The 19391-nt window shown below is 72.8% G+C and carries 18 protein-coding genes and 1 tRNA gene; 10 read left to right on the plus strand and 9 right to left on the minus strand.

Annotated elements, in window-relative coordinates; all coding sequences use genetic code 11:
* Window positions 1-15: 15 nt before the first annotated feature.
* Genes ACMXN5_RS11300 through ACMXN5_RS11330 form a run of 7 tightly spaced genes read right to left on the minus strand, consistent with a single transcriptional unit; the run spans window position 16 to window position 8880 of the window.
* Window positions 16-426, minus strand: a complete 411-nt coding sequence (locus ACMXN5_RS11300) for a hypothetical protein (RefSeq protein WP_439675151.1) — start codon at window positions 424-426, stop codon at window positions 16-18.
* A gap of 1 nt (window position 427) precedes the next feature.
* Window positions 428-2995 (minus strand): Hsp70 family protein, encoded by a 2568-nt coding sequence (locus tag ACMXN5_RS11305; RefSeq protein WP_395789743.1) that lies wholly within the window; start codon window positions 2993-2995, stop codon window positions 428-430.
* Window positions 2992-3732 (minus strand): hypothetical protein, encoded by a 741-nt coding sequence (locus ACMXN5_RS11310; RefSeq protein WP_439675152.1) that lies wholly within the window; start codon window positions 3730-3732, stop codon window positions 2992-2994. Before ACMXN5_RS11310 ends, ACMXN5_RS11305 begins: the two co-directional genes overlap by 4 nt.
* The gene (locus ACMXN5_RS11315) at window positions 3732-4193 is read right to left on the minus strand and encodes a hypothetical protein (protein ID WP_439675153.1); all 462 of its coding nucleotides are present in this window, start codon (window positions 4191-4193) and stop codon (window positions 3732-3734) included. Before ACMXN5_RS11315 ends, ACMXN5_RS11310 begins: the two co-directional genes overlap by 1 nt.
* Before the next feature lie 6 nt (window positions 4194-4199).
* A complete protein-coding gene (locus tag ACMXN5_RS11320; protein WP_439675154.1) occupies window positions 4200-5474 on the minus strand; it encodes a hypothetical protein in 1275 nt (424 codons plus the stop codon).
* On the minus strand, window positions 5467-7455 hold the full coding sequence (locus ACMXN5_RS11325; protein ID WP_439675155.1) for an AAA family ATPase: 1989 nt from the start codon (window positions 7453-7455) through the stop codon (window positions 5467-5469). Before ACMXN5_RS11325 ends, ACMXN5_RS11320 begins: the two co-directional genes overlap by 8 nt.
* A 45-nt stretch (window positions 7456-7500) precedes the next feature.
* On the minus strand, window positions 7501-8880 hold the full coding sequence (locus ACMXN5_RS11330) for a hypothetical protein (protein WP_439675156.1): 1380 nt from the start codon (window positions 8878-8880) through the stop codon (window positions 7501-7503).
* A 218-nt stretch (window positions 8881-9098) separates the two neighbouring features.
* Between ACMXN5_RS11330 and ACMXN5_RS11335 the strand changes: the two genes are divergently transcribed.
* Window positions 9099-9172, plus strand: a tRNA-Lys gene (locus ACMXN5_RS11335).
* A 140-nt stretch (window positions 9173-9312) separates the two neighbouring features.
* Here ACMXN5_RS11335 and ACMXN5_RS11340 read toward each other — a convergent pair.
* Window positions 9313-10188 carry a polysaccharide deacetylase family protein gene (locus ACMXN5_RS11340; RefSeq protein ID WP_439675157.1) on the minus strand — a complete coding sequence of 292 codons (876 nt, stop codon included), beginning with the start codon at window positions 10186-10188 and terminating at the stop codon, window positions 9313-9315.
* Between the two features lie 110 nt (window positions 10189-10298).
* Between ACMXN5_RS11340 and ACMXN5_RS11345 the strand changes: the two genes are divergently transcribed.
* The 4 genes from ACMXN5_RS11345 to ACMXN5_RS11360 all read left to right on the plus strand — a co-directional run bounded on the left by ACMXN5_RS11345 (window position 10299) and on the right by ACMXN5_RS11360 (window position 13426).
* Window positions 10299-10871: a hypothetical protein gene (locus ACMXN5_RS11345; RefSeq protein WP_439675158.1), complete on the plus strand. Its 573-nt coding sequence runs from the start codon at window positions 10299-10301 to the stop codon at window positions 10869-10871.
* Window positions 10868-11557, plus strand: coding sequence for a two-component system response regulator CseB (gene cseB / locus ACMXN5_RS11350; RefSeq protein WP_078977097.1), 690 nt, complete (start codon window positions 10868-10870; stop codon window positions 11555-11557). Before ACMXN5_RS11345 ends, cseB begins: the two co-directional genes overlap by 4 nt.
* Window positions 11554-12768, plus strand: a complete 1215-nt coding sequence (locus ACMXN5_RS11355) for a sensor histidine kinase (RefSeq protein ID WP_439675159.1) — start codon at window positions 11554-11556, stop codon at window positions 12766-12768. Before cseB ends, ACMXN5_RS11355 begins: the two co-directional genes overlap by 4 nt.
* A gap of 70 nt (window positions 12769-12838) precedes the next feature.
* Complete coding sequence (locus ACMXN5_RS11360) at window positions 12839-13426, plus strand: nucleotidyltransferase family protein (protein WP_439675160.1); 588 nt, start codon at window positions 12839-12841, stop codon at window positions 13424-13426.
* A 171-nt stretch (window positions 13427-13597) separates the two neighbouring features.
* On the opposite strand, the gene ACMXN5_RS11365 is transcribed toward ACMXN5_RS11360, so the two are convergent.
* Entirely contained in the window at window positions 13598-14128 is a 531-nt protein-coding gene (locus ACMXN5_RS11365; protein ID WP_380002769.1) for a cell division protein SepF, read from the minus strand.
* Between the two features lie 368 nt (window positions 14129-14496).
* On the opposite strand from ACMXN5_RS11365, the gene ACMXN5_RS11370 reads away from it, so the two are divergent.
* The 5 genes from ACMXN5_RS11370 to ACMXN5_RS11390 all read left to right on the plus strand — a co-directional run bounded on the left by ACMXN5_RS11370 (window position 14497) and on the right by ACMXN5_RS11390 (window position 19322).
* Entirely contained in the window at window positions 14497-15243 is a 747-nt protein-coding gene (locus ACMXN5_RS11370; RefSeq protein WP_439675161.1) for a hypothetical protein, read from the plus strand.
* Window positions 15244-15307: 64 nt separating this feature from the next.
* The gene (locus ACMXN5_RS11375) at window positions 15308-16861 is read left to right on the plus strand and encodes a protein kinase domain-containing protein (protein WP_439675162.1); all 1554 of its coding nucleotides are present in this window, start codon (window positions 15308-15310) and stop codon (window positions 16859-16861) included.
* A gap of 12 nt (window positions 16862-16873) precedes the next feature.
* Window positions 16874-17872, plus strand: a complete 999-nt coding sequence (locus ACMXN5_RS11380) for a PQQ-binding-like beta-propeller repeat protein (protein WP_439677988.1) — start codon at window positions 16874-16876, stop codon at window positions 17870-17872.
* A gap of 413 nt (window positions 17873-18285) precedes the next feature.
* The gene (locus tag ACMXN5_RS11385) at window positions 18286-18726 is read left to right on the plus strand and encodes a DUF6325 family protein (RefSeq protein ID WP_439675163.1); all 441 of its coding nucleotides are present in this window, start codon (window positions 18286-18288) and stop codon (window positions 18724-18726) included.
* Between the two features lie 128 nt (window positions 18727-18854).
* A complete protein-coding gene (locus ACMXN5_RS11390) occupies window positions 18855-19322 on the plus strand; it encodes a hypothetical protein (RefSeq protein ID WP_439675164.1) in 468 nt (155 codons plus the stop codon).
* Window positions 19323-19391: the final 69 nt, after the last annotated feature.

The following is a 19391-nucleotide window of genomic DNA, read 5'->3' on the forward strand; positions in this document are numbered from 1 at the left end:
CGTGGGTCTTGGTGGTCAGGGTGACTTGCGGGCTGTCGACCAGCGGCGGGTGACTTGCTCCAGGAGGTGGTGAACCGTGGCTTGGTTCGGGAGGGTTCGTGGGAGGCGGTCGCCGTAGGGGAGGTGGGTTCGGGCCTTGCGCCACAGGCGGTCGGGGAGGGTTTTGGGGTCCTGGTGGTAGCGGACCTTGGTGAGGAGTTGGCGGGCCTCCGCGTCGGCCGGGTTGAGGGCGAGGGTCACCGCCAGGTGTTCGGCGGCGGTGTTCCAGCGGGCACGTCGGGCCGCCCGTACCGCGTCGTTGAAGTGGCGGTCGGCCAGTTCGACGAGGCCGGCGAGCGCGCCGAGGTCGCCGCCGCAGGCCGGGCAGCGGCCGGTCAGGTCGGCGATCCGGCGCCGGCACAGGGGGCAGGTGATCGCGAACGCCATGTCACTTCTCCAGGGAGTTCTTCGGGAGCCGCAACCCGATGTGCGGGGAGCCCTCCCGGATCTGTTCCATCCAGCGGTCCGCCCGGGCCCGCAGCGGCATGATCCGACCCCGATAGATCTCCACGAGCCGCCGGTTGCCCGCCGCCTCGTCCCGGACGTCCACCTCCGCCGCGTCCTCGGCGATCGTGTCCAATTCGCGCAGGAACGCGTCCGCGTCGAGCCGGTGCAGGCCGCCGGACGCCTGGTCCATCTCCTGGATCGAGCGGCGCAGGTACTCCACCTCCTGGAGCACCGCGACCTGGAACTCGGCGGCGGTGAACTGCTGCGGGGCGCGTCCGCCGTGCAGCATGCGCTCGGCCGCGTTGATCCGGTCCCTTACCGCCTCGTTGGCCAGGTGCCAGTCCATCTTGTTGCCCGCCGCGTAGGCCGCCCGGCCGGTGGCGCGCAGACCGGGGATCGCGCTTCGGAAGCGCTCCGCCTCGACCGCGTCGTGGTCCACCAGCCGGTCGGCGAGCCGGGCCAGGAAGGCCAGGTTGTCCTCGAACTCGCCGATCACCGGGTTCAGCGCGCTGCCCGCGGTGGTGGCCACCCGCAGACCCTGGACCAGCGTCTCCGCCTCCAGGAGCTTGTGGTGGGTCTTGCTCGGGTCGATCCGCTCCCGGACCAGCTCAGCGAGTTCGGCGAGGAGGCGATCCAGCGCCGGGCCGACCCGGATGGCGTCGGCGGGCGGGATCGCGTCGCGCTTCTCCGCCCATCCGGTCACCACCTGCCGGTGCCGCTCGGTCAGCTCCGGCCACCCCGGCACGGTCCTCTGCGGGATGTCGATCACCGCGCTGCCCTCCGCGCCCACCTGCGGCAGCCGCGCCTCGGCCCGGATCGTCCAGCCGGTCTCGAACTCCAGTGTCACCTCGACGGTCGAGCCCACCGGCACATCGGTCGGCAGGTCCCGGATCGAGACCTCGCCGATCGGCACCAGGCCCTCGACCAGGCCGACCCGCAGGCTGGACCCGTGGGACGCGGTCTCCAGGCGGAAATCGGTGCGGTACGGCACCATCGTCCCGGCCCGCACCACCGCGTGCAGGCCGTCCACCAACTCGACCGAGAAGTCGTGCGCGAGCACGTCGCCGGTCGCGTCCGAGCGCGGCTTGTCGTCGGTGGTCACCTCCAGACGCCGGCTCTCGATCTCCCGGCCGTGCACCGACACCTGCACGGTGAAGCCGTTCTCGCCCTCGCGCAACGGCACGTCGGCGAACAGGAAGCGGCCCTCCCCGTCGGCCGTCTCGGTCAGGTACACCAGGCCGTCGTCCGAGGTCAGCACCAACTGCGCGGCGGCCGGCGAGCCGAGGTCGGGGCCGGCCAGGACCCGGCCGCCGATGTCCGTCTCCGGCGGCAGCGCCTCGGGGCGGTCCAGTTCCAGATGACCGCTGCGACTGGGCACGTTCGCCGCCTTGAGCGCGGCGCCCAGCGCGACGCACAGGTCCGGGTTGAGCAGCCGGGGGCCGCGCCCGAAGTGTTCGGTGAGCATGGAGGCCACCAGCGGGATCCGGGACGAGCCGCCGACCATGACGATCTCGTCCAAGTCGGCGGCGGTCATCCCGGCGCGGGCCAGCGCGCGGTCGCAGTCGTCCAGGGTGCCGCGGATACGATCCGCGATCATCTCCTCGAACTCGTCGCGGCGCATGGGCAGTCCGATGTTCATCGGGGTGCCGCGCCGGTCCTCGCAGTACTGGCTGACGATCTCGGTCTCGGGATAGCGCGACAGGTCGTGCTTGGCGCCCTCGGCGACCGAGAGCAACTGCGCCTCCACCTTGCCGTCGGCGGGGTTCTCCGAGTCGATCGCCAGGTCGTACTCGGGCAGTTGGGCCGCGATCCAGGACACGATCCGCCGGTCGAAGTCGAATCCGCCCAGGTAGCGGTCGCCGCTGAACGAGCGGTTCTCGAAGCCGACTTCGGGGTCCCAGGTGACCACGGAGGTGTCGAAGGTGCCGCCGCCGAGGTCGTAGACCAGGAACGTCTGCGGCTCGGTCAGCTCGCGCGCCCGCTCGTGCGTGTACGCCAGCGCCGCGGCCACCGGCTCGATCAGCGTCTCGACCACCTCCAGGCCGGCCGCCTGGCCCGCGCGCGTGGTCTCGTTCTTGGCCCGGGTCTCGAAGAACGCCGGGACGGTCACCACGGCCCGCTCCACCGGCACGCCCAGCACCTCCTCGGCCACCTGCTTGAGGTGGCGCAGGATGTGCGTGGACGCCTCCAGCGGGGTCAGCCGCGCGTGTCCGGCGGTGACCAGCTGGTCGGTGCCCATGTTGCGCTTGAAGAACATCGCGGGCGGCGCGCCGGGCAGCCGGGCCTTGTTCTTGGCCAGTTGTCCGACGATCGGGGTGCCGATCGGATCGATCCACACCGCCGACGGGGTGGTCGGCGAGCGGTCGGGGTTGGCCACGATCAGCGAGTCGCCGACCGGGCGCAGCCGACGGGCGGCGATCAGCGCCTCCTTGTCGGGCACCTCGGCGTCGGCGGGGATCGCGATGCACGAGTTGGTCGTGCCGAGGTCGATACCGACCACGATGCTCATCTGGTGCTACCGCCTTCGGAGTTCGGCTCGTTCGAGGGTTCGGGGCGTGATGCCGCGGGGGTTTCCCGGCCGTCGGTCCGCCCGGGCGCGGCCTCGCGTTCGGCCGGGGTGGGTACGAAGCCGAGCACGACCTGTGCGCGGCGGATCACCTCGCCGTCGTCGAGGAGTACGCCGGGCCGCAGCGTCCTGGCCACGATCATCGCCGCCTCGTCACCGCTGTCGGGGGCGTGCGCGACGTCCACCCGGCGGCCGACCGCGGCGTACGCCTCGCCCACGGGATCGTCGAAGCGTACGCCCGCGCGGTCGAGCGCCGTGGCGAACCGCCGGGCGATCGAGGCCAGTACGGCCGGCGCGGGCTCGCCGTCCAGGCAGCCGCGCAACTCGTGCAGCGCGACCGCGGCGTCGGCGGCCAGACCGGTGTACCGCTCGTGGGTGGACTCCAGGCGTTTGCGCATCTCCTCGCGCCCGGCCTCGCGTTCGCGCGCGGTTCGCCGCACCACGTCGTAGACGAGCGCGAACGGCGGGTCGAGCGCGTGCTCCGGCACCGCGCGCTCGCTCTCGGTGATCGCCATCGGGTCGGCCTGGTCCACGGCGGAAGCGGCCGACTCGGCCGGATCGACGGGACCGGTCGATGTGGTCGACGCCTTCGGCGCGTGCGAGCCGCCCCGATCGGGCGAACCCGTCGCATCCGCCGGTGGGTCCGCCCCGAGGGGGCCCCGCTCGGGTGTCGCTGCCATCAGTGCGCCCCTTCTTCCGTCCACAACGGTACGAACTCGCGTGGCGCGGGCGGCGGCACCAGGCCCGCGAGCACACGTCGGTCGATCCCGATCCTCGGCGGCCCGGCCGACTCCGGGGGTTCGGTCTCGGCGAACTCCTCGGCCAGCTCGGCCGGATCGGGGCCGGGCCGCTCGGGTCGGTGGGTGAGCAGTTCGGCCGCCAGCCGCCCGGCCGGGTCGGTCAGGCTCTCCTCGGCCGCGTTCACCTCGGCCGGGGCGAGCACCCGCCCGTGCACCGGGAACCGGTCCGCGCTGCGGGTGATCCGCTGTCGGCGCTTGCGCACCTGTGCCTTGATCGCCGCCCGGCCGGTCAGGTCCGGATCCAGGTCCAGGATCTGGAAGGCGGTGCCCCGGTAGGGATTGCGGCCGGCCTGCCAGGCCCAGGGGTTCTCCCTGGCGCCCTCGCTCGCGGTGGGTTCCATCGGCACTCAACTCCATGCGGGGCCGTGCCCCGTGGCCAGGGACAACACGACGCCGCGCAGCGCGTTGACGATCTCGGGTTTGTCCGCGTCCGGGTCGGCGGCCACCTCGTCGGCGAGCCGGCGGGCGGTGGCCAGGTCCTCCGGCTGCGGCGCGTGCAGGTTGATCAGTACGCGGGCCATGAACAACCGCCCCCACGGCCCGGGCGCGGACATCGCCAGCGCCCGGCGCAGCGCGTCCCGCACGTGTCCGTCGGGCAGCCCCTGGCGTTGTCGGGCGGTGGCGGCCAACGCCCATTCCTCGGCGGCCAGTTGCTCGACGTCGCGGTACATGCTCTTGAGCGCCAGGTCGCGGTCGAGTTCGAGGGCGCGCAGCAGGTGTCGGCCCGAGCGCAGCGTGGCCTGTTCCAGTACGGCGGGTTCGGTGGCCGGGCCGGACTCCAACTCGCGCACCACGATGCCGCGCCAGTATTCGTGCCGGGCCAACTCGACCGCGAACGAGCCCTCGGGTGTGCCCACTTCGTCCCAGGCGGGCAGCACGAGCCGGGCCACCCGCTCGACCAACGGCTCGATCTTGTGCGCCCACCCGGGCGCGGCCACCACGATCTCGATGTGGCGCCGGGTCGCGTACAGCAGGGCCCGGGCCGCCTCCGAGTTGCCGGGGTCCACCGTGAGCCAGGAGGCGAGCAGTTCGACCACGTCGTCGTAGCGGCCCTCCTCGACGTCGCGCGACGCCTGGGCCAGCGCCTCGCGGACCAGGTCGGCCCGGGCGTTGGCGATCACCGACGGCGGGAAGCCGGACTCGCGGACCAGGTCGAGGTGTTCGCGCGCGGACAGCGGGTCGCGCAGGCGCCGATCGGCGGCCAGGGTCAGGTGCGGGGCGAGCAGGTCGCGCGGCAGCCGCTCACGGACCTCCTGGACGGTCGCCGCCGGCACCGGACTCCCGGCGACCGCCTCCAAGTGCTCGTGCATCCGGTCCCAGAAGGCGCTGTCGTGGTACAGCTCGGCCCAGTGCGCCAACGCCCGTTTCCAGTACGGATGGGCCGCCTCACTCTCGCCCGCCAGCTCCAGGTCGTAGGCGCGCGCGTGCAGCGCGACCGCGAGGTGGTGGGTGCGCCACGGCCCGCCGCCGGTGGTCCACAACTCCTCGGCCCGCGCGCTCCACGGCTGCGCGTCGGCGCCGGTGCCCAAGCTCGCGTACGCCTCGCCGTCCAACGGCCCGTCGCCGGCGCCGTGTTCGCGCAGCCGGGCGGCGAACGCGCGCAGTTCCGCGCGGTCAGTCATCGGCGCCCCCCACCACGAGCGCACCGGCCACCACCCGCACCCGGACCGCGCCGATCGGCCGGCCGGCCGCGTCGGCCTCGTCGAGCAGGCGCAGCACGCCCGGCACCACGGCGGTCACGCAGCGGTTGACGCCGCGTGCCGCCTCCTCCGGCCGGCCGCGCCAGGCGACGGTGGCGATGTGGTCGGCGGCCTCGTCGGTCCAGGTCAGCGCGACGCCGAGTTGGTCGCGCAGCCGCGCGGCGAGTCGGGTCAGGCCGTTCTCCGCGATCCCGCGCAGTTCGGTGGGGCCGAACGGCGAGTAGAGGATCACCTCGTCGACCCGGTTGAGGAATTCGGGCCGGAAGAACCCCTCCATCGTGCGGCGCAGCCGGGCGCTCGCGGCGGTGTGCCCGGTGGGGCCCTCGGCCAGGATCGAGCCGATCAGGTTGTCCACGCTGTCCACGTCGTCCTCGACCGCCTCGGCCGCGGAGTGGGTCGCGCCGAGGTTGGTGGTCAGGATCACCACCGCGTCGTGCGCCTCGCGCACCGGGCCCGCCGGATCGCCGATCCGGCCCTCGTCGAGCAGGCGAAGGAGCGCGTCGAGCACCCGCGCGTCGGCCTTTTCCACCTCGTCGAACAGGAACACCCGGCGCGGATTGTCGCGCAGGCCGTTGGTGAGCTTGCCCTCGCCGAAGCCGACGTAGCCCGGCGGGGCACCGATGAAGTTGTTGATCGACTCGCGCGCGCTGAACTGGCCCATCTCGAAGACCAGGACGTCGTCCTCGGACCCGTAGACGACCTCGGCGAGCAGCCGGGCGGTCATCGTCTTGCCGGAGCCGCTGGGGCCGCACAGGAGCAGTGCCGCGCGCGGCCGGTCGTCCGGGCGGAAGCCGCGGGTGAGCGAACGTTTGATGAGTTCGACGTGGAAGGCGAGCCGCTCGACCACGCTCTCCTGGCCGATCAGGCCCGCGCGCAGCCGGCGTACCGCGTCCTCGGGGGACATCGGGGTGGCGGCCCGGTCCGGTTCGGGCTCGGCGGGCTCGCGGTAGTAGGTGTCGGCGAAGCGGCGCAGCCGGTCCAGGTCCAGGCCGATGTCGCGGAAGAATCCGGCCGCCAGGCCGCTGGGGGTGTCCAGGAGCGCGGCGAGCAGGTCGCGTTCGGTGATCCGGGCGCCGGTGTCCGGGTCCGGGTCGGGGGCGCTCGCGGCGAACGTCGCCGCGCGGCGCAGGGTCTGCCGCAGCGGCTCGTCGGGGGTGATCGGGCCGGTGCCCGCCGGGCCGCGGACCCGGGCGCCGGTCAGCGCGATGGTCTGTTCGCGCAGCGCCCGTACGTCCCGGCGCAGGAACAGGAAGGCCTGCTCCAGGAGTCCGCCCGGGGTGGTGGCCAGCGCGTGCAGCAGCATCGCGATGCCGCACTGCCGCCGGCCGAGTCCGCTCGCCTCGGCGACCATCATCGCCAGCACCCGCCGAGCGCCCGGAGCGAACGCGGCCTCGTCGATCGACCCGTCGGCCCGGCACACCTCCGCCGCCGGGCGCACCGCGGCCACCTCGGCCCGCCAGGCGTCGAGGTCCACCCGGCCGTAGCCGACGAGCAGGTCCACCGCGCCCGGCTCCAGGCGGGGCAACAACTCCGCGAGCAGCGCGCGTTCGTCGACGTAGCCGGTGTCCGCCGCGGCGGCGAAGCCGGCCCGCAGGTCGGCGGTGACCGGCAGGCCGCCGAGCGCGCCGGCGCCGCCCCGGCCGTTGCCGCCCGCCCCGGCGGCCGGTCCGCCGCCGCCGAGCAGGCCGGCCGCGAGCACGTCCGGCGGGATGCCCTGGCGGGCGAACAGGCCGCAGGCGCGCCCGCCGTCGATCCGGGCCAGGGCGATCAGCGTGTGGGCGACCTCGATCGTGTGCGCGCCGAGTTCGCGGGCCACCGCCGAGGCGGTCTCGAACCGGCGGGTGGCCACCAGCAGCCCGCTGTCGAACACCTGCTCCGGCACCCCGAGGATGTCCGTGTCCACGTCGCCTTCTCCCCCGCCTCGCCGTTTCGATCGCACCCGGTCGGATCACGCCTCGTCGCCGGCGAGCAGCCGCTCGGCCAGGTCCGCCCGGGCCCGGGCCGCCTCGGGCCGTCCCGCGCCCAGGTCCCGTACGCCCAAGGCCAGTATTCGGTACGCGGCGGTCGTCGCGATCGCCCGGCCGAGTCGTCCCTCGCGCAGTTCCGCCGGGGACGCCTCGAGCAGCGCCGCGGCCAGTTCCGGGTCGGCGCGGGTGACCCGGTGCAGCACCAGGCCCGGGCCCAGCGGCGTACGGCGGACCCAGCCCGCGCCGTAGCGCCGGAGCAGGTCGCGCGCGGCGCCGCACACCATCGAGTCGTCGCCCTCCAGCGTGCCGAGCAGCAGCCGCGCGGGCCAGGTGTCGGCGTAGGGCTCGTCGACGACGTGCGGCTCGCGCCCGGCGTCGTCGGGGCCGGCACCGCCCGTCGCGTCGCCGCCCGAAGTCCCACCGGGCCCCGACGCCCCGCCCGCGCCCGGCAGCCCCCGCCGCAGCAGCCGCACCGCGCCCGCGTCGTCGCCGCGCTCCAACAGCTCCGCCGCCGCGACCACCAGGGCCGCCGCCGTCCCGGGCCGCACCCCGGCCGCCGCCCCGCCGTCCCGCGCCGCGACCGCGGCCCGGTGCAGCTCGCGATACTCGGCGTGGTCCGGATCGAGCATCGCGGCCTCGTAGAGATACCGGACCGCCCGTTCCGGGTCGCCGCCGGTCAGCTCCCGATGCCCCTCGACGGCGAGCCGATGGGCCAGGCGGGGCGCGGCGGCGGAGCAGCCCTGCTCGAAGGCGAGCCGGTAGCAGGTGCGCGCCGCGGCCTCGGCCCCGCGCGCCGCGGCCCGGTCACCGATCACGCACACCCATTCGGCCCGCGTCCCCGGCGCACCGGGCGGCGCGACCACCGGCAGCAGCCGCCACAGGTCGTGGTCGGGGTGCCGGGCCGGCTGCTCGAAGCGCTCCTCCAGGCAGTCCAGGACCCGGGTGGTGGCGGCGACCCGCCAGCGCCGGACGGGCGCGCGCGGGTCCAGGCCGCCGAGCACGTCGAGCAGCGCGCGCTCCAGCGGGCGCGGTCCGGCCTCCAGCGCCTTCTCCAGCGTGGTCCAGGTCTCCGCGAAGTCGCTGCCGGGCTGGACCACCCACCAGCGCAGCACCGCGTCGACCGCGCGGGCGTAGTGGCCCCGGGGGTCGCGCCCGAGCACGTCGGCGAGCATGCGCGCGGCGGTCTCCGGCTGCTGGGTGGCCACGGCCTGGATCTGGCTCTCGATCAGTCCCCGATTGCGGACCACCTCGGCGTCGGAGGCGTTGGCCAGGAAGTCCCGCATCGCGACGAGTCGAGGCTCCACCTCGCCCTCCCGATGCGTGGCCGTCCGGAACGCCCGCACCGCCCCGGCATCCGACATGGCGTCTCCCCCGCGAACACGACCACCCGACTGCGCCGGTCGTGACGACGTACAAGCAGCCGACGTACAAGCAGCACGGTACCCGGCCGCACCGGCCCAGGGAGGACACGGGGCGAACCCGTCCTCGTAACGTGATCGTCACCGATGGTGAGACCGCGGGCGAGCCAAACCCGGGTGAGAGCGACCCCGAGCATCGGGTAGTATTTCTCTCGCAGCAAGCGCCGCTAGCTCAGTTGGTTAGAGCAGCTGACTCTTAATCAGCGGGTCCGGGGTTCGAGTCCCTGGCGGCGCACAGCGGCAACATCGAGAAGGACCCACCGGTTTCCGGCGGGTCCTTCTCGCATGTGCCGATCCCGGCACCCCGGCTCGGATCAACGCCCGGCAACTCGGCTCGACGCCCCGAGCCGGCCGGCCGCGCCGGCACTCGACCGACTACCGCACCGGATAGTCCTCCAGTAGCGCCGGAGTCAGCCCCGCCGCGCGCGTCTCGTCGACGAACGACCGGATGTCGGCCCGGAATTCCTTGCGGAAGTGCATCAACACGATGTCGCCCGGACGGAGTTCGTCGCCGACGGCGAATCGCATGTCGCCGTTGCGGATTTCCGCACTCCAGTGCACGACCCGCCCGATGCCGCAATCCCCCGCCGCCCGCATGGTGTTCTCGTCGTGGTTTCCGTACGGCGGACGCAACAGCGTGGGCCGGCGGCCGAATTCGCGGGCGTAGTCGTCGGACGTCGCGCAGATCTGGTTCTTCTGCACGTCGTACGGCTTGCCCTTCAGGTCGGGGTGGTCGAGGGTGTGGTTCTCGATCACGCCGCCCGTCTCGTCGCGCAGTCTCCGGAAGAAACCCGGGTCCTGCTTCACATACTCGTCGGTCAGGAACAACGTCGGTTTGATGCCCGCCTCGCGCAGCAGCCGGATCATCTCCGGGTCCTTGTACGCGCCGTCGTCGATGGTCAGGAAGGCGACCCTGTCCTGTGTCGGGACCCGGTACAGCGGCTTGGTCGGCACCGACTCGTGCGCGGGGACCGACTCGTGCGCGGGAATCGGCTTGGCGGCGATCTGCGCGGTCGGCGGCGCGACCTCGGCGGCCTGCGGCGACTTCTGGGTCAGCGGGTCCGCCTCGGTGGCCACGAAGGTGGTCACGACCATCGCGACGAGCAGCGGCACGGCCAGGAACGCACTCCGCCGCAGGGTGCGGTTGCGCCGGCTCTCGGGGGTGTCGAGGAGTCCGAGCGGGCCGAAGGCGTCGTGGTTGTCCGGAGTGCCCGGAGCACCCGGAGTGCCGGGATCGTTGGCGAAGGTCATGTCAGGGACGGTATGCGGCGGCGCCCATCCGGTTGATCGCGTCGTCGTTGCGGCCGGCCGTCGGTCGTCCGTAGATCATGTAACAACCCTCGACGGGTAGGATCGGTCGGATGTCGGTGAAACGTGGCTTTCCGCTGATTCTGTTGCTGTTTGCCCTGATCACGGGGTGCGCGGTGGACTCCGGTGTGCGCGTCGCGGGCAAGCCGGAACCGGTCGGGATCCCGCTCGCACCGCCGCCCTCCGGGGCGGGCCTGAGCATCGATCCGGTCCGGGTGCTGCGGGAGGACGCGGGGATCGGCGTCAAGATCAAGGCGGTGCTCACTCCGTCCTGCGGCACGTCCTACCCGGTGAACGCGCAGTATCTGAACGCGCCGGGAGTGCCCGGGACGCCCCTGCCCATCGCGGTGGTTTCGGTGTTCCACTGCGGCCCCGAGACCTGCACGATGCGCCGGGACGTCGCCGCGTACGTGTACCGGCTCTTCGAGGACGGGCACACCGAGCGGGTGTTCGCCTCGGAGGAGCCGGGGAGTCGGATCGAGGTCGCAAAGCAGATGTTGGTCCTCCAACTGCCGGCGTACCGGGCCAACGAGCCGGCGATCTGCCCCTTCGGCGAGCACGGGGTCGGATTGCGGTGGGATGGTGCGCAGTTCGTCGAGAACGAGGTCGGAAAGGGTGTGTCGTGAGCAAACCGCACGTGCTCGTCGTGGAGGACGACGAGGTCATCCGCGAGGCGACACAACTCAACCTGGAACGGGACGGGTTCCGGGTGAGCACCGCCGCCGACGGCGAGGCCGGGCTCGCCGCGTTTCGCGCCGAGCGGCCGGACGTGGCGCTGCTCGACGTGATGTTGCCGCTGATGAACGGGATCAGCCTGTGCCGGCGGATTCGGGCGGAGAGCCTGATCCCGGTGATCATGGTGTCCGCGCGCGACGACCCGATCGACATCGTGGTCGGTCTGGAGGCGGGCGCCGACGACTACGTGACCAAGCCGTTCGACACCGTGGTGCTGCTCGCCCGGATCCGGGCGCTGCTGCGCCGCGCGCAGCGCACCGCCGGTCCGGGCGAGGAGCCCGGGCCGCTGCGCTTCGGCGACCTGGAGATCGACCCGGACGGTGTGCAGGTGCGCCGGTCCGGCGAGTTGCTCGCGCTGACCCCGACCGAGATGAAGCTGCTGCTGCGCTTCGCCGAATCGCCCGGCACGGTACTCAGTCGGGACACCCTGCTCGAAGGGGTCTGGGAGTACGCCTGGGGCGGTGACACCCGAGTCGTGGACGTGCACGTCCAGCGGCTGCGCAACAAGGTGGGCCCGGGTCGGATCGAGACGGTTCGCGGCTTCGGCTACAAGCTGCGTCCCGGACCCGTCGGGTGAGTCTGCGCTGGCGGATCTCGGCGGTGGTCACGGTGGTCAGCGTGGCGGTCGCCGTCGCGCTGAGTCTGACCGTGCACTTCGCCTTCGCCTACAAGCAGGCGGACGAGGCGCGCAAACTCCAGATCGACCGGATCGACCTGGCCCTGCGCGAGTTCGTCCGGACCGGACAGCCGACCTTCGGCAGCCGGTTGGACGACCCGCGGGTACCGGCGGCGCTGCGCCAGGCGGTGCGCGACGGCGACCGGGCCACCGAGTTGTCCGAGGGTCGGATCTGGGCGGCGGTCGGGGTGGACGGGCACATCCTGTCGCTGCGCTCCAGCTATCGGGACCGGACCAGCGACCTGGCCTCGCTCGACCGGGTGCTGATCATCGGCGCGGCCGGCGTGGTGGTGTGCGGGGCCGGGGTGGGCGTGCTGATCGGGGCGCGGCTGTCGCGCCGGCTGCGGCGGGCCGCCGACGCGGCTCGGCGGGTCACCGCGGGCGAGCGGTCGATCCGGGTACGGGCGGCGATCGGCGGCAGCGGTCGGGACGAGGCGGCGGAGTTGGCCACGGCGGTGGACGCGATGGCCGACGCGTTGCAGGCGCGGCTCGACGCGGAGCGCCGGGTCACCGCCGACATCGCGCACGAGTTGCGCACACCGCTGACCGGACTGAGCGCCGCCGCCGATCTGTTGCCGGCGGATCGGCCGGGCGAGCTGGTCCGCGACCGGGTCCGGGCGCTGCGTTCGCTGGTGGAGGACGTGCTGGAGGTGGCCCGGCTGGACACCGCGACCCAGCGGGCCGACCTGACCGAGGTACCCCTGGGCGCGTTCGCCGCCCGGCGGGTGGCCGCGCTCGCGCCCGCCGCCGAGTTGCGGGTGATCGGGGACGAGGTGGTGGTCACCGACCCGAGGCGGCTGGAGCGGATCCTGGCCAACCTGCTGACCAACGCGACCAAGCACGGGCTCGCGCCGGTGGTGGTGGAGGTGGACGGGCCGCGGATCCGGGTCGTGGACGCGGGGCCGGGTTTTCCGGCGACGCTGCTGCGGGAGGGACCCAGCCGCTTCCGGAAGGGCACCGACGACCGGGCGGCCGGCGGGCACGGTCTGGGCCTGACCATCGCGATGGGCCAGGCGGCGGTGTTGGGTGCGTCCCTGACACTGAGCAATCCGGAGGCGGGCGGCGCGATGGCCGAACTCGCGCTGCCTTCGGGGGTGTCGGCGGCGGGGTGAGTGGTGGGTTCCGGTTCGGCCTGCGCCGGCCCGGCCGGACCGGCCCGGTCGATGAAGAAAGGGGTGCCTCGTGGGTGATGTGGTCGGATTGGTGTTGGCCGCCGGGGGTGGGCGGCGGCTCGGGGGGCGGGCCAAGGCCCGCCTGGTGCATCGGGGGCGCCCGCTGGTGGAGTTCGCGGTCGCCGAGTCGCGCCGCGGCGGGTGCGACCGGATCGTGGTGGTACTCGGCGCGGAGGCCGACGCGGTGCTCGCCGAGGCCGAGTTGACCGGCTGTGTCGTGGTGCGCAACGACGACTGGGCGAGCGGGATGGGCTCCTCGCTCGCCGCCGGCGTCGCCGCGCTGCCCGCCGACGCCGACGCCGTCGTGGTCACCCTCGTGGACATGCCCGGCGTGGGCGCGGCGGCGGTGGCCCGGTTGATCGCCGCGCACGCCGCGCCGGAGGACCTGATCGCGGCGGCCTACGCGGGTCGGCGCGGCCATCCCGTCCTGTTCGGGCGCGCCTGGTGGGCCGAGTTGGCGGCCGGGGCCGAAGGAGACGCCGGTGCCCGGGCGCTGCTCGCCGAGCAGCGGGATCGGGTTCGGCTGATCGAGTGCGCCGACATCGCCGACCCGTTCGACATCGACACGCCCGCCGACCTGGCCCGACTGGACCCCTGACCCCGATCGACGAAGGACCCGAGCCGCCGGGGCTCGGGTCCTCGCGTGCTCGCGTGCCCTTGTACTCGCGCGCCCGCGACGCGCGTCCGACCGCACGCGCGGGCCTCGGGTCCATGCCGCCGGCGGGATTCCCGTACCACCGGCCCCCGGGATCGCTTCCGACCACGCCGGTTACGCCTGGTTGAAGAACCCGTCCTGGTTCTGCTGCGTCGGGTCGCCCGTGAGCAGCCGCGCGTCGGCCGGCATCAGCAGGAAGACCCGCTTCGCCAACCGCTCGATCGCACCGCGGCGGCCGAAGGTCAACCCCGACGCGAAGTCGACGACACGCTTGGCGTCGGACTCGTCCATCGCGGTCAGGTCGATCACGACCGGGATGTCCTGCCGGAAGTACTCGCCTATCGCCCTTGCCTCGTGGTAGCTCTTCGGGTGCACGACGGCGATCCGGGTGCTCGGCTGCGCCGGCGCCTCCGAAGCGGCCGCGCGCGCGGCGAACACCTCGGACGCCGGCACCACGCTGCCCTCCAAGGCGCGCGAACGCGACTCCTCGGGCTCGTCGTCGTAGACCCAGCGCGACCCCGTGTCGTCGTCGTCCGCGTCGTATGTCCCGGTCTCGTAGGCACCCGCGCCGGTGCGGTAAAGGTCGTCGTCCACGTCCCCCGAACCGATCCCGAGCCACGAGCCGGCCTTGCGCAATGCGCCCATGGGCACCTCCGCGTCCGGTCGTCCCGGCCCCGTCCGGGTTATCTCGTCATCCTCCACTCGACCGAACTGTATGCGAGTGCCGGGTCCGGCGCGTCGAACGACGCGCCTATAAACGGACAGATCATCCAACCGACCTCGAACGGGCGTACTCAGTGCGGCTTCTGACGCCATTTGAGATCTTTATCCGCGTATTCCGAAGCGAACCGCATCGAACGTGCACCCGATTCGTTCGAACACGATATCTCGAACTGGTGTACGAATAGCGGAATATGCCCGCCGAATGAACCCGAACGGCCCACAGGCACATACCTCTACCGGTGGACCGGGGGCAGGTCGCAGACTCGGATGCGACATCTTCGGAGGTGAGCATGGATTCGCCTTTCCGCATCGTGCGGCCCCCTCGTCCGCTCGAAGAGCCGTATCCCTCCCGTGCCCGGATCAACGAACAGGTCGGCGCCGTCTGGGAATGGGGGATGCGTGAGGATCCCGCCGCGGCCGTCCGGCTCTACCACCAACTCGGCGACGTCGCCGCCAGGGTGCTCGGCGGCACCGATCGGGACACGCTCAACGTCCGCCGCGCATACGCGCACTTCGTCGGGATCGACGGCGATCCGCGGCGCGCCGCCCAGTTGTTGGCCGGGCTGATCCCGGTGGCGGGACAGGCGCTCGGCCCCGGCGACTGGGTCACCCTCGACATGCGGCTGTGCCACGCCCGGTTCATCGGCGAGGGCGGCGAGTCACCTCGCGCGACGACGTTGTTCACCCAGTTGGTCGCGGACATGACCCGCGCGCTGGGCGCCGAGGCGGAGAGCACGCTGACCGCGCGCAGCTACCTGGCCCGCTTCACCGGGGAGTGCGGCGCTCCGCTGCGCGCGGCGGAGATGTACGGCGCGCTCGCGATCGACTCGATCCGGATCCTGGGCGCCGACTGCCTGGAGTCGCTGGTCGCCCGGGCGGGCCACGCCGTCAACCGCGGCCTGGCCGGCCACCGCGGAGAGGCACTGGCCCTGTACGACCCACTGGTCGCCGACTTCGCCCGGGTGTTGGGTCCGGATCACCCGGAAACCCGGCAGACCCAGACCTGGCAGCGATATTTCCGAGGGGGAATCGGCTGAATCCGGCTGGGGGCCGTCGGCTAAAGTGGCCGGCCGACACGACCGGAACGGGGACACGGTAGTCATGGAAGCACTGCGCGACGGGGATCCGACGCGGCTGGGGCCGTATCGGCTGCGCGGCCGGTTGGGTGAGGGCGGGATGGGCGAGGTCTTCCTCGGCACGTCCCCGAGCGGCGTCCGGGTGGCGGTCAAGACCGTACGTCCGGAGTTCGCGATGGACCACGGCTTCCGGGACCGGTTCCGGCGCGAGATAGACCTGGCGCGGCGGGTGGACAGCGCCTGGACCGCGCCGATCGCCGAGGCCGATCCGGACGCGCAACCGCCGTGGTTGGCCACCGAATACCTGACCGGGCTCTCGTTGTCCGAGGCGATCAAGACGTACGGCCCGCTGCCCGAGGGCGCGTTGCGCATCCTGGGCGCGCAGTTGGCCGAGGCGCTGATGGCGATCCACCGCGCGGGCCTGATCCATCGTGACCTCAAGCCGTCCAACGTGATCCTCGGCCGGGATCGGCTGCGGGTGATCGACTTCGGCATATCCCGGGCGGCGGACGAGGGCGGCCAGGGGCTGACCGGGACCGGTCGGGTGGTCGGGTCGCCGTCGTTCATGTCGCCGGAACAGGCGGGCGGGCGGCGGCTCGGGCCGGAGAGCGACGTGTTCTCGCTGGGTTCGGTGCTGGTCTTCGCGGCCACCGGGCGGGGTCCGTTCCACGTGGAACCTCCGGTGGCGCAACTGCAGATGATGATGCGGGTGTTGCGCGACGCGCCCGCGCTGGCGGAAGTACCGGACGGGCTGCGGGACTTGATCCGGCACTGCCTGGACAAGGAACCCGAGGCGCGACCGACGCCGGCCGAGATCCTGGCGCGCTGCATGGGCGACTCCGAACCACCGATGGGCACTTCGTGGTTGCCGGCGGCGCTGGCGGCCGAGTTGGAGCGGCGGCACCTGGGCGATCCGGGGGTGCCGGGCCCGGTGCCGGGCGCCCCGACGGGCGAGCCTCCCACGCGCGCGGTGGGAATGGGCGTGGACGCGGGTACGCCGACGACGGTCGCCGTGGCGGTGTCCGAGCTGCCGGGCGATCGGGCCGTCGCGCCGCCGCCACCGGACCTGCCGCCGACCGTCGGCGTGCCCGAACCGGCGCCCGGCAAGCGGGGGTTGGCCCGCCGTGCGTTCCTGATCGGCGGCGGCGCGGTGGCCGTGACCGCGGTGGGTGGCGGCGCGGGCTGGTTGTTGATGGGCGACGACGCGGATCCGGGCCGGCGGGTGTGGTCGTATCCGGCGGGCGCCGGCGGCGGTTCGACGCTGAGCGTGCAGGGCGATCTGGTGTACCACGTCGCCGACGGCGCCGGCGGCGGCAAGGGCCAGGTCACCGCGATCGACGCGGAATCCGGGCAGAAGGTCTGGCGCAGGGCCACCGCGGGCAACTCGGTGTCCGCGCCGCTGGCGACCAAGGACCACCTGTTCGTCGTCACCTGGACGGTGGACCGCTCGGCCTCGGTGCCGGAGCAGTCCCAGCCGGCCCTGTGCACGGTGCACGCCTTCGACCCGGTCAAGGGCGAACTGCGGTGGAACCTGGAGTACAAGGCCCGCTGGGTGAACCTGCCGGCCGCCCTGGACTAGGGCCTGCTGTACCTGGGCGTCGCCGAGGAGAACTCCTACAGCAGCGGACCCGGGATGATCGTCGCGATCGACGCGGTCACGCACCGTGAGGTGTGGAGGGCGGGGCTGACGGCGGATACCGGCATGCCGGGGACGCCGACGTTCGGGAACGACATGGTGGTCGTCGCCGCCCAGCCCAAAGCGTCCTACAACCCCTCGGCGGTCCGCGCCTTCGATCGGTCCGGCAAGCCGAAGTGGGAGGTCCCGTTCAAGAGCCGGCCGTGGGGGCGCGATCCGGTGATCGTCGGCGACCGGGTGATCACGGTGGTGACCGACAGTTCCAGCGGGGGCGTTTACACCTGGCAGCGGTACGCACTCGACGCGGCCAGTGGGGCGGTGTTGTGGGGGCCCATCTCGGTCGGCGGTGGCCAGGCCCGTTCGCTCATCGTGGCCGGCGACCAGGTCTTCCTGGTCTACGACGGGGCCACCGACGAGGCCAAGTCGGGTGTGGTGGCGGTGGACCCGCTGACGGGCTCGCAGGCGTGGAAGTTCGAGATGGAGGCCCGGAACGCGAGCGAGGTCACCCGGGTGGGCGACGTGGTCTACGTCGCGTGTCACCCGTCCAAGCCGCAGGCGGGCGTGACGCCGAGCGCGACCACGACCGCCGGCCCGACGCCCACCAAACCGCCGGCCACGTCGGTGGACAAGGGCAAGGTCTACGCGTTGGAGGCGCGTACGGGCGTGGTGCGGTGGTCGGCCACGATGCCCTCGTACGGCGCACTGGAGGCCCCTGTCGTCGCGGGCGACAAGGTCTACGTAGCAATGGACGCCACCAAGCCGGACGCGTCAAGCGACGACGCGGCCCAGCTGCTGGCCCTGCACACGAAGACAGGCACGATCGCCTGGAAGGCCCCCCTCCCCTCCCCGACCTCATCCCGCCCGGTCGCAGCAAAGGGCAACGTATACATCGCCCAATGGCTCCGCCCGGACGAGGGCAACCCAAACGCCTCGGTAACCGCATACGAGCAGTAACACCGACCCAGCCTGGGTTCCCGGCACGGCAAAACCCAGGTCGGGACAACAGAGGACCGGTCCCGAAGGCCCGTCTCGCGGCACGACAGGAGCCGAGTCGGGACGGCACAGGGACGGGTCCCGCAGGCACGAGTCACAGCACGACAGGAACCGGGTCGGCGCAGCATGGGCCGCCGAAGGCGGCCCGCGCGAATCCTCCATCGCCGGCAGGCGCGTGCGCGTGTGCGCGGACACATGAATGGGCGCCCAGCGGGAACGGGAAGGCCGGTTGCGGTATCCGGTCGGCCGGTCGGCCGCCGACTCTCGCCTCCGGTCCCCGGCTTGCGGTGGCCGCAGGTCGTGGGCGTCGGCTGCTCCGTATCGGGTGCCCGGGGTTTCGCGACACACACCCCTACTCCCCGAGACGAGGAAGCATGGCCGAGTTGGGACCCGTCGACGCGATCGTGTTGGGTTTTCCGGGTCAGCGGCTGACCTCGGCCGTACTCGACGCGTTCGAGTCGGTCGAGGAGCGCGGCGATGTCCGGTTGATCGACGCGCTGATCGTGGTCAAGGACGTCGCGGGGGTGGTGACCAGCCACGAGGTCAGCGAGTTCGAGGGGCTGCGCGACATGGCGGCGGAGCTGGCCGCGCGCGAGCTGCTGGGCCTGGCCGGCGCCGAGGACGCCGAGCAGATCGGGCAGGTGATGCCGCCGGATTCGCTGGTCGTGGTGCTGTTCGTGGAGAACATCTGGGCCCGCGAGGTGGCGACCCGGATCCGCGATTCGGGCGGCCGATTGCTCTCGTACACCCGCCTGCCGCAGTCCGTCCTGGACGACGCGGAGGAGACCCTGGCGAGCAGCACCGACGGCGGCTGAGCCCGGGCGGGCCGACGGAAACGAATCAATTGCCGGAGGGTAAAGCAGGGCAAAATCCTGCAACCCGTCCCACCGGTTGGACGTCTCAGCCGATGCAAGGGCACATCCCCAAGCACGTGGAGGTCGACATGACCACCAGCATCGGCCGTACCGCCGTCGTCGCGGTGACCGCAGGACTCCTGCTCACCGGCGGCCTCGCAGCCCCGGCGCTCGCCGCGGAGGCATCGCCGCCCGGCAGCCATCAGGCGGCCCGCCAGATCGGCGTCGTGGAGAAGGTGACCGCCTTCTACGACCAGTACCTGGACGCGATCAACGGCACCAACCCCAACATGGACCCGACCGAGGTCCGCAACGAATTCCTCACTCCCGAACTCAACGCCCGCCTGGACGCCTGGGCCGAGCAGAACATGGCCGACCCGGTCTTCCGCGCCCAGAACACCCCCGAGAGCCGCGACGTCCGCTACGAGGGCAGCGGCGCCGGCCACGCGACGGTCATCGTCACCGAGCACTTCGGCGACGGCTCGACCATCGACGTCTGGTACCAGGTCCCGCTCGACGGCAGCCGTATCTCGGACCTGACGGATCCACCGCGGTAGCCGGTTCGAACACGAGGGGAGGGCCGAGGCGGGGCCTCGGCCCTCCCCCTTTTCCCGCCCGATCCCGGG

Origin of the sequence: Embleya australiensis, from assembly GCF_051903075.1 — a bacterium.
Lineage (GTDB): Bacteria > Actinomycetota > Actinomycetes > Streptomycetales > Streptomycetaceae > Embleya.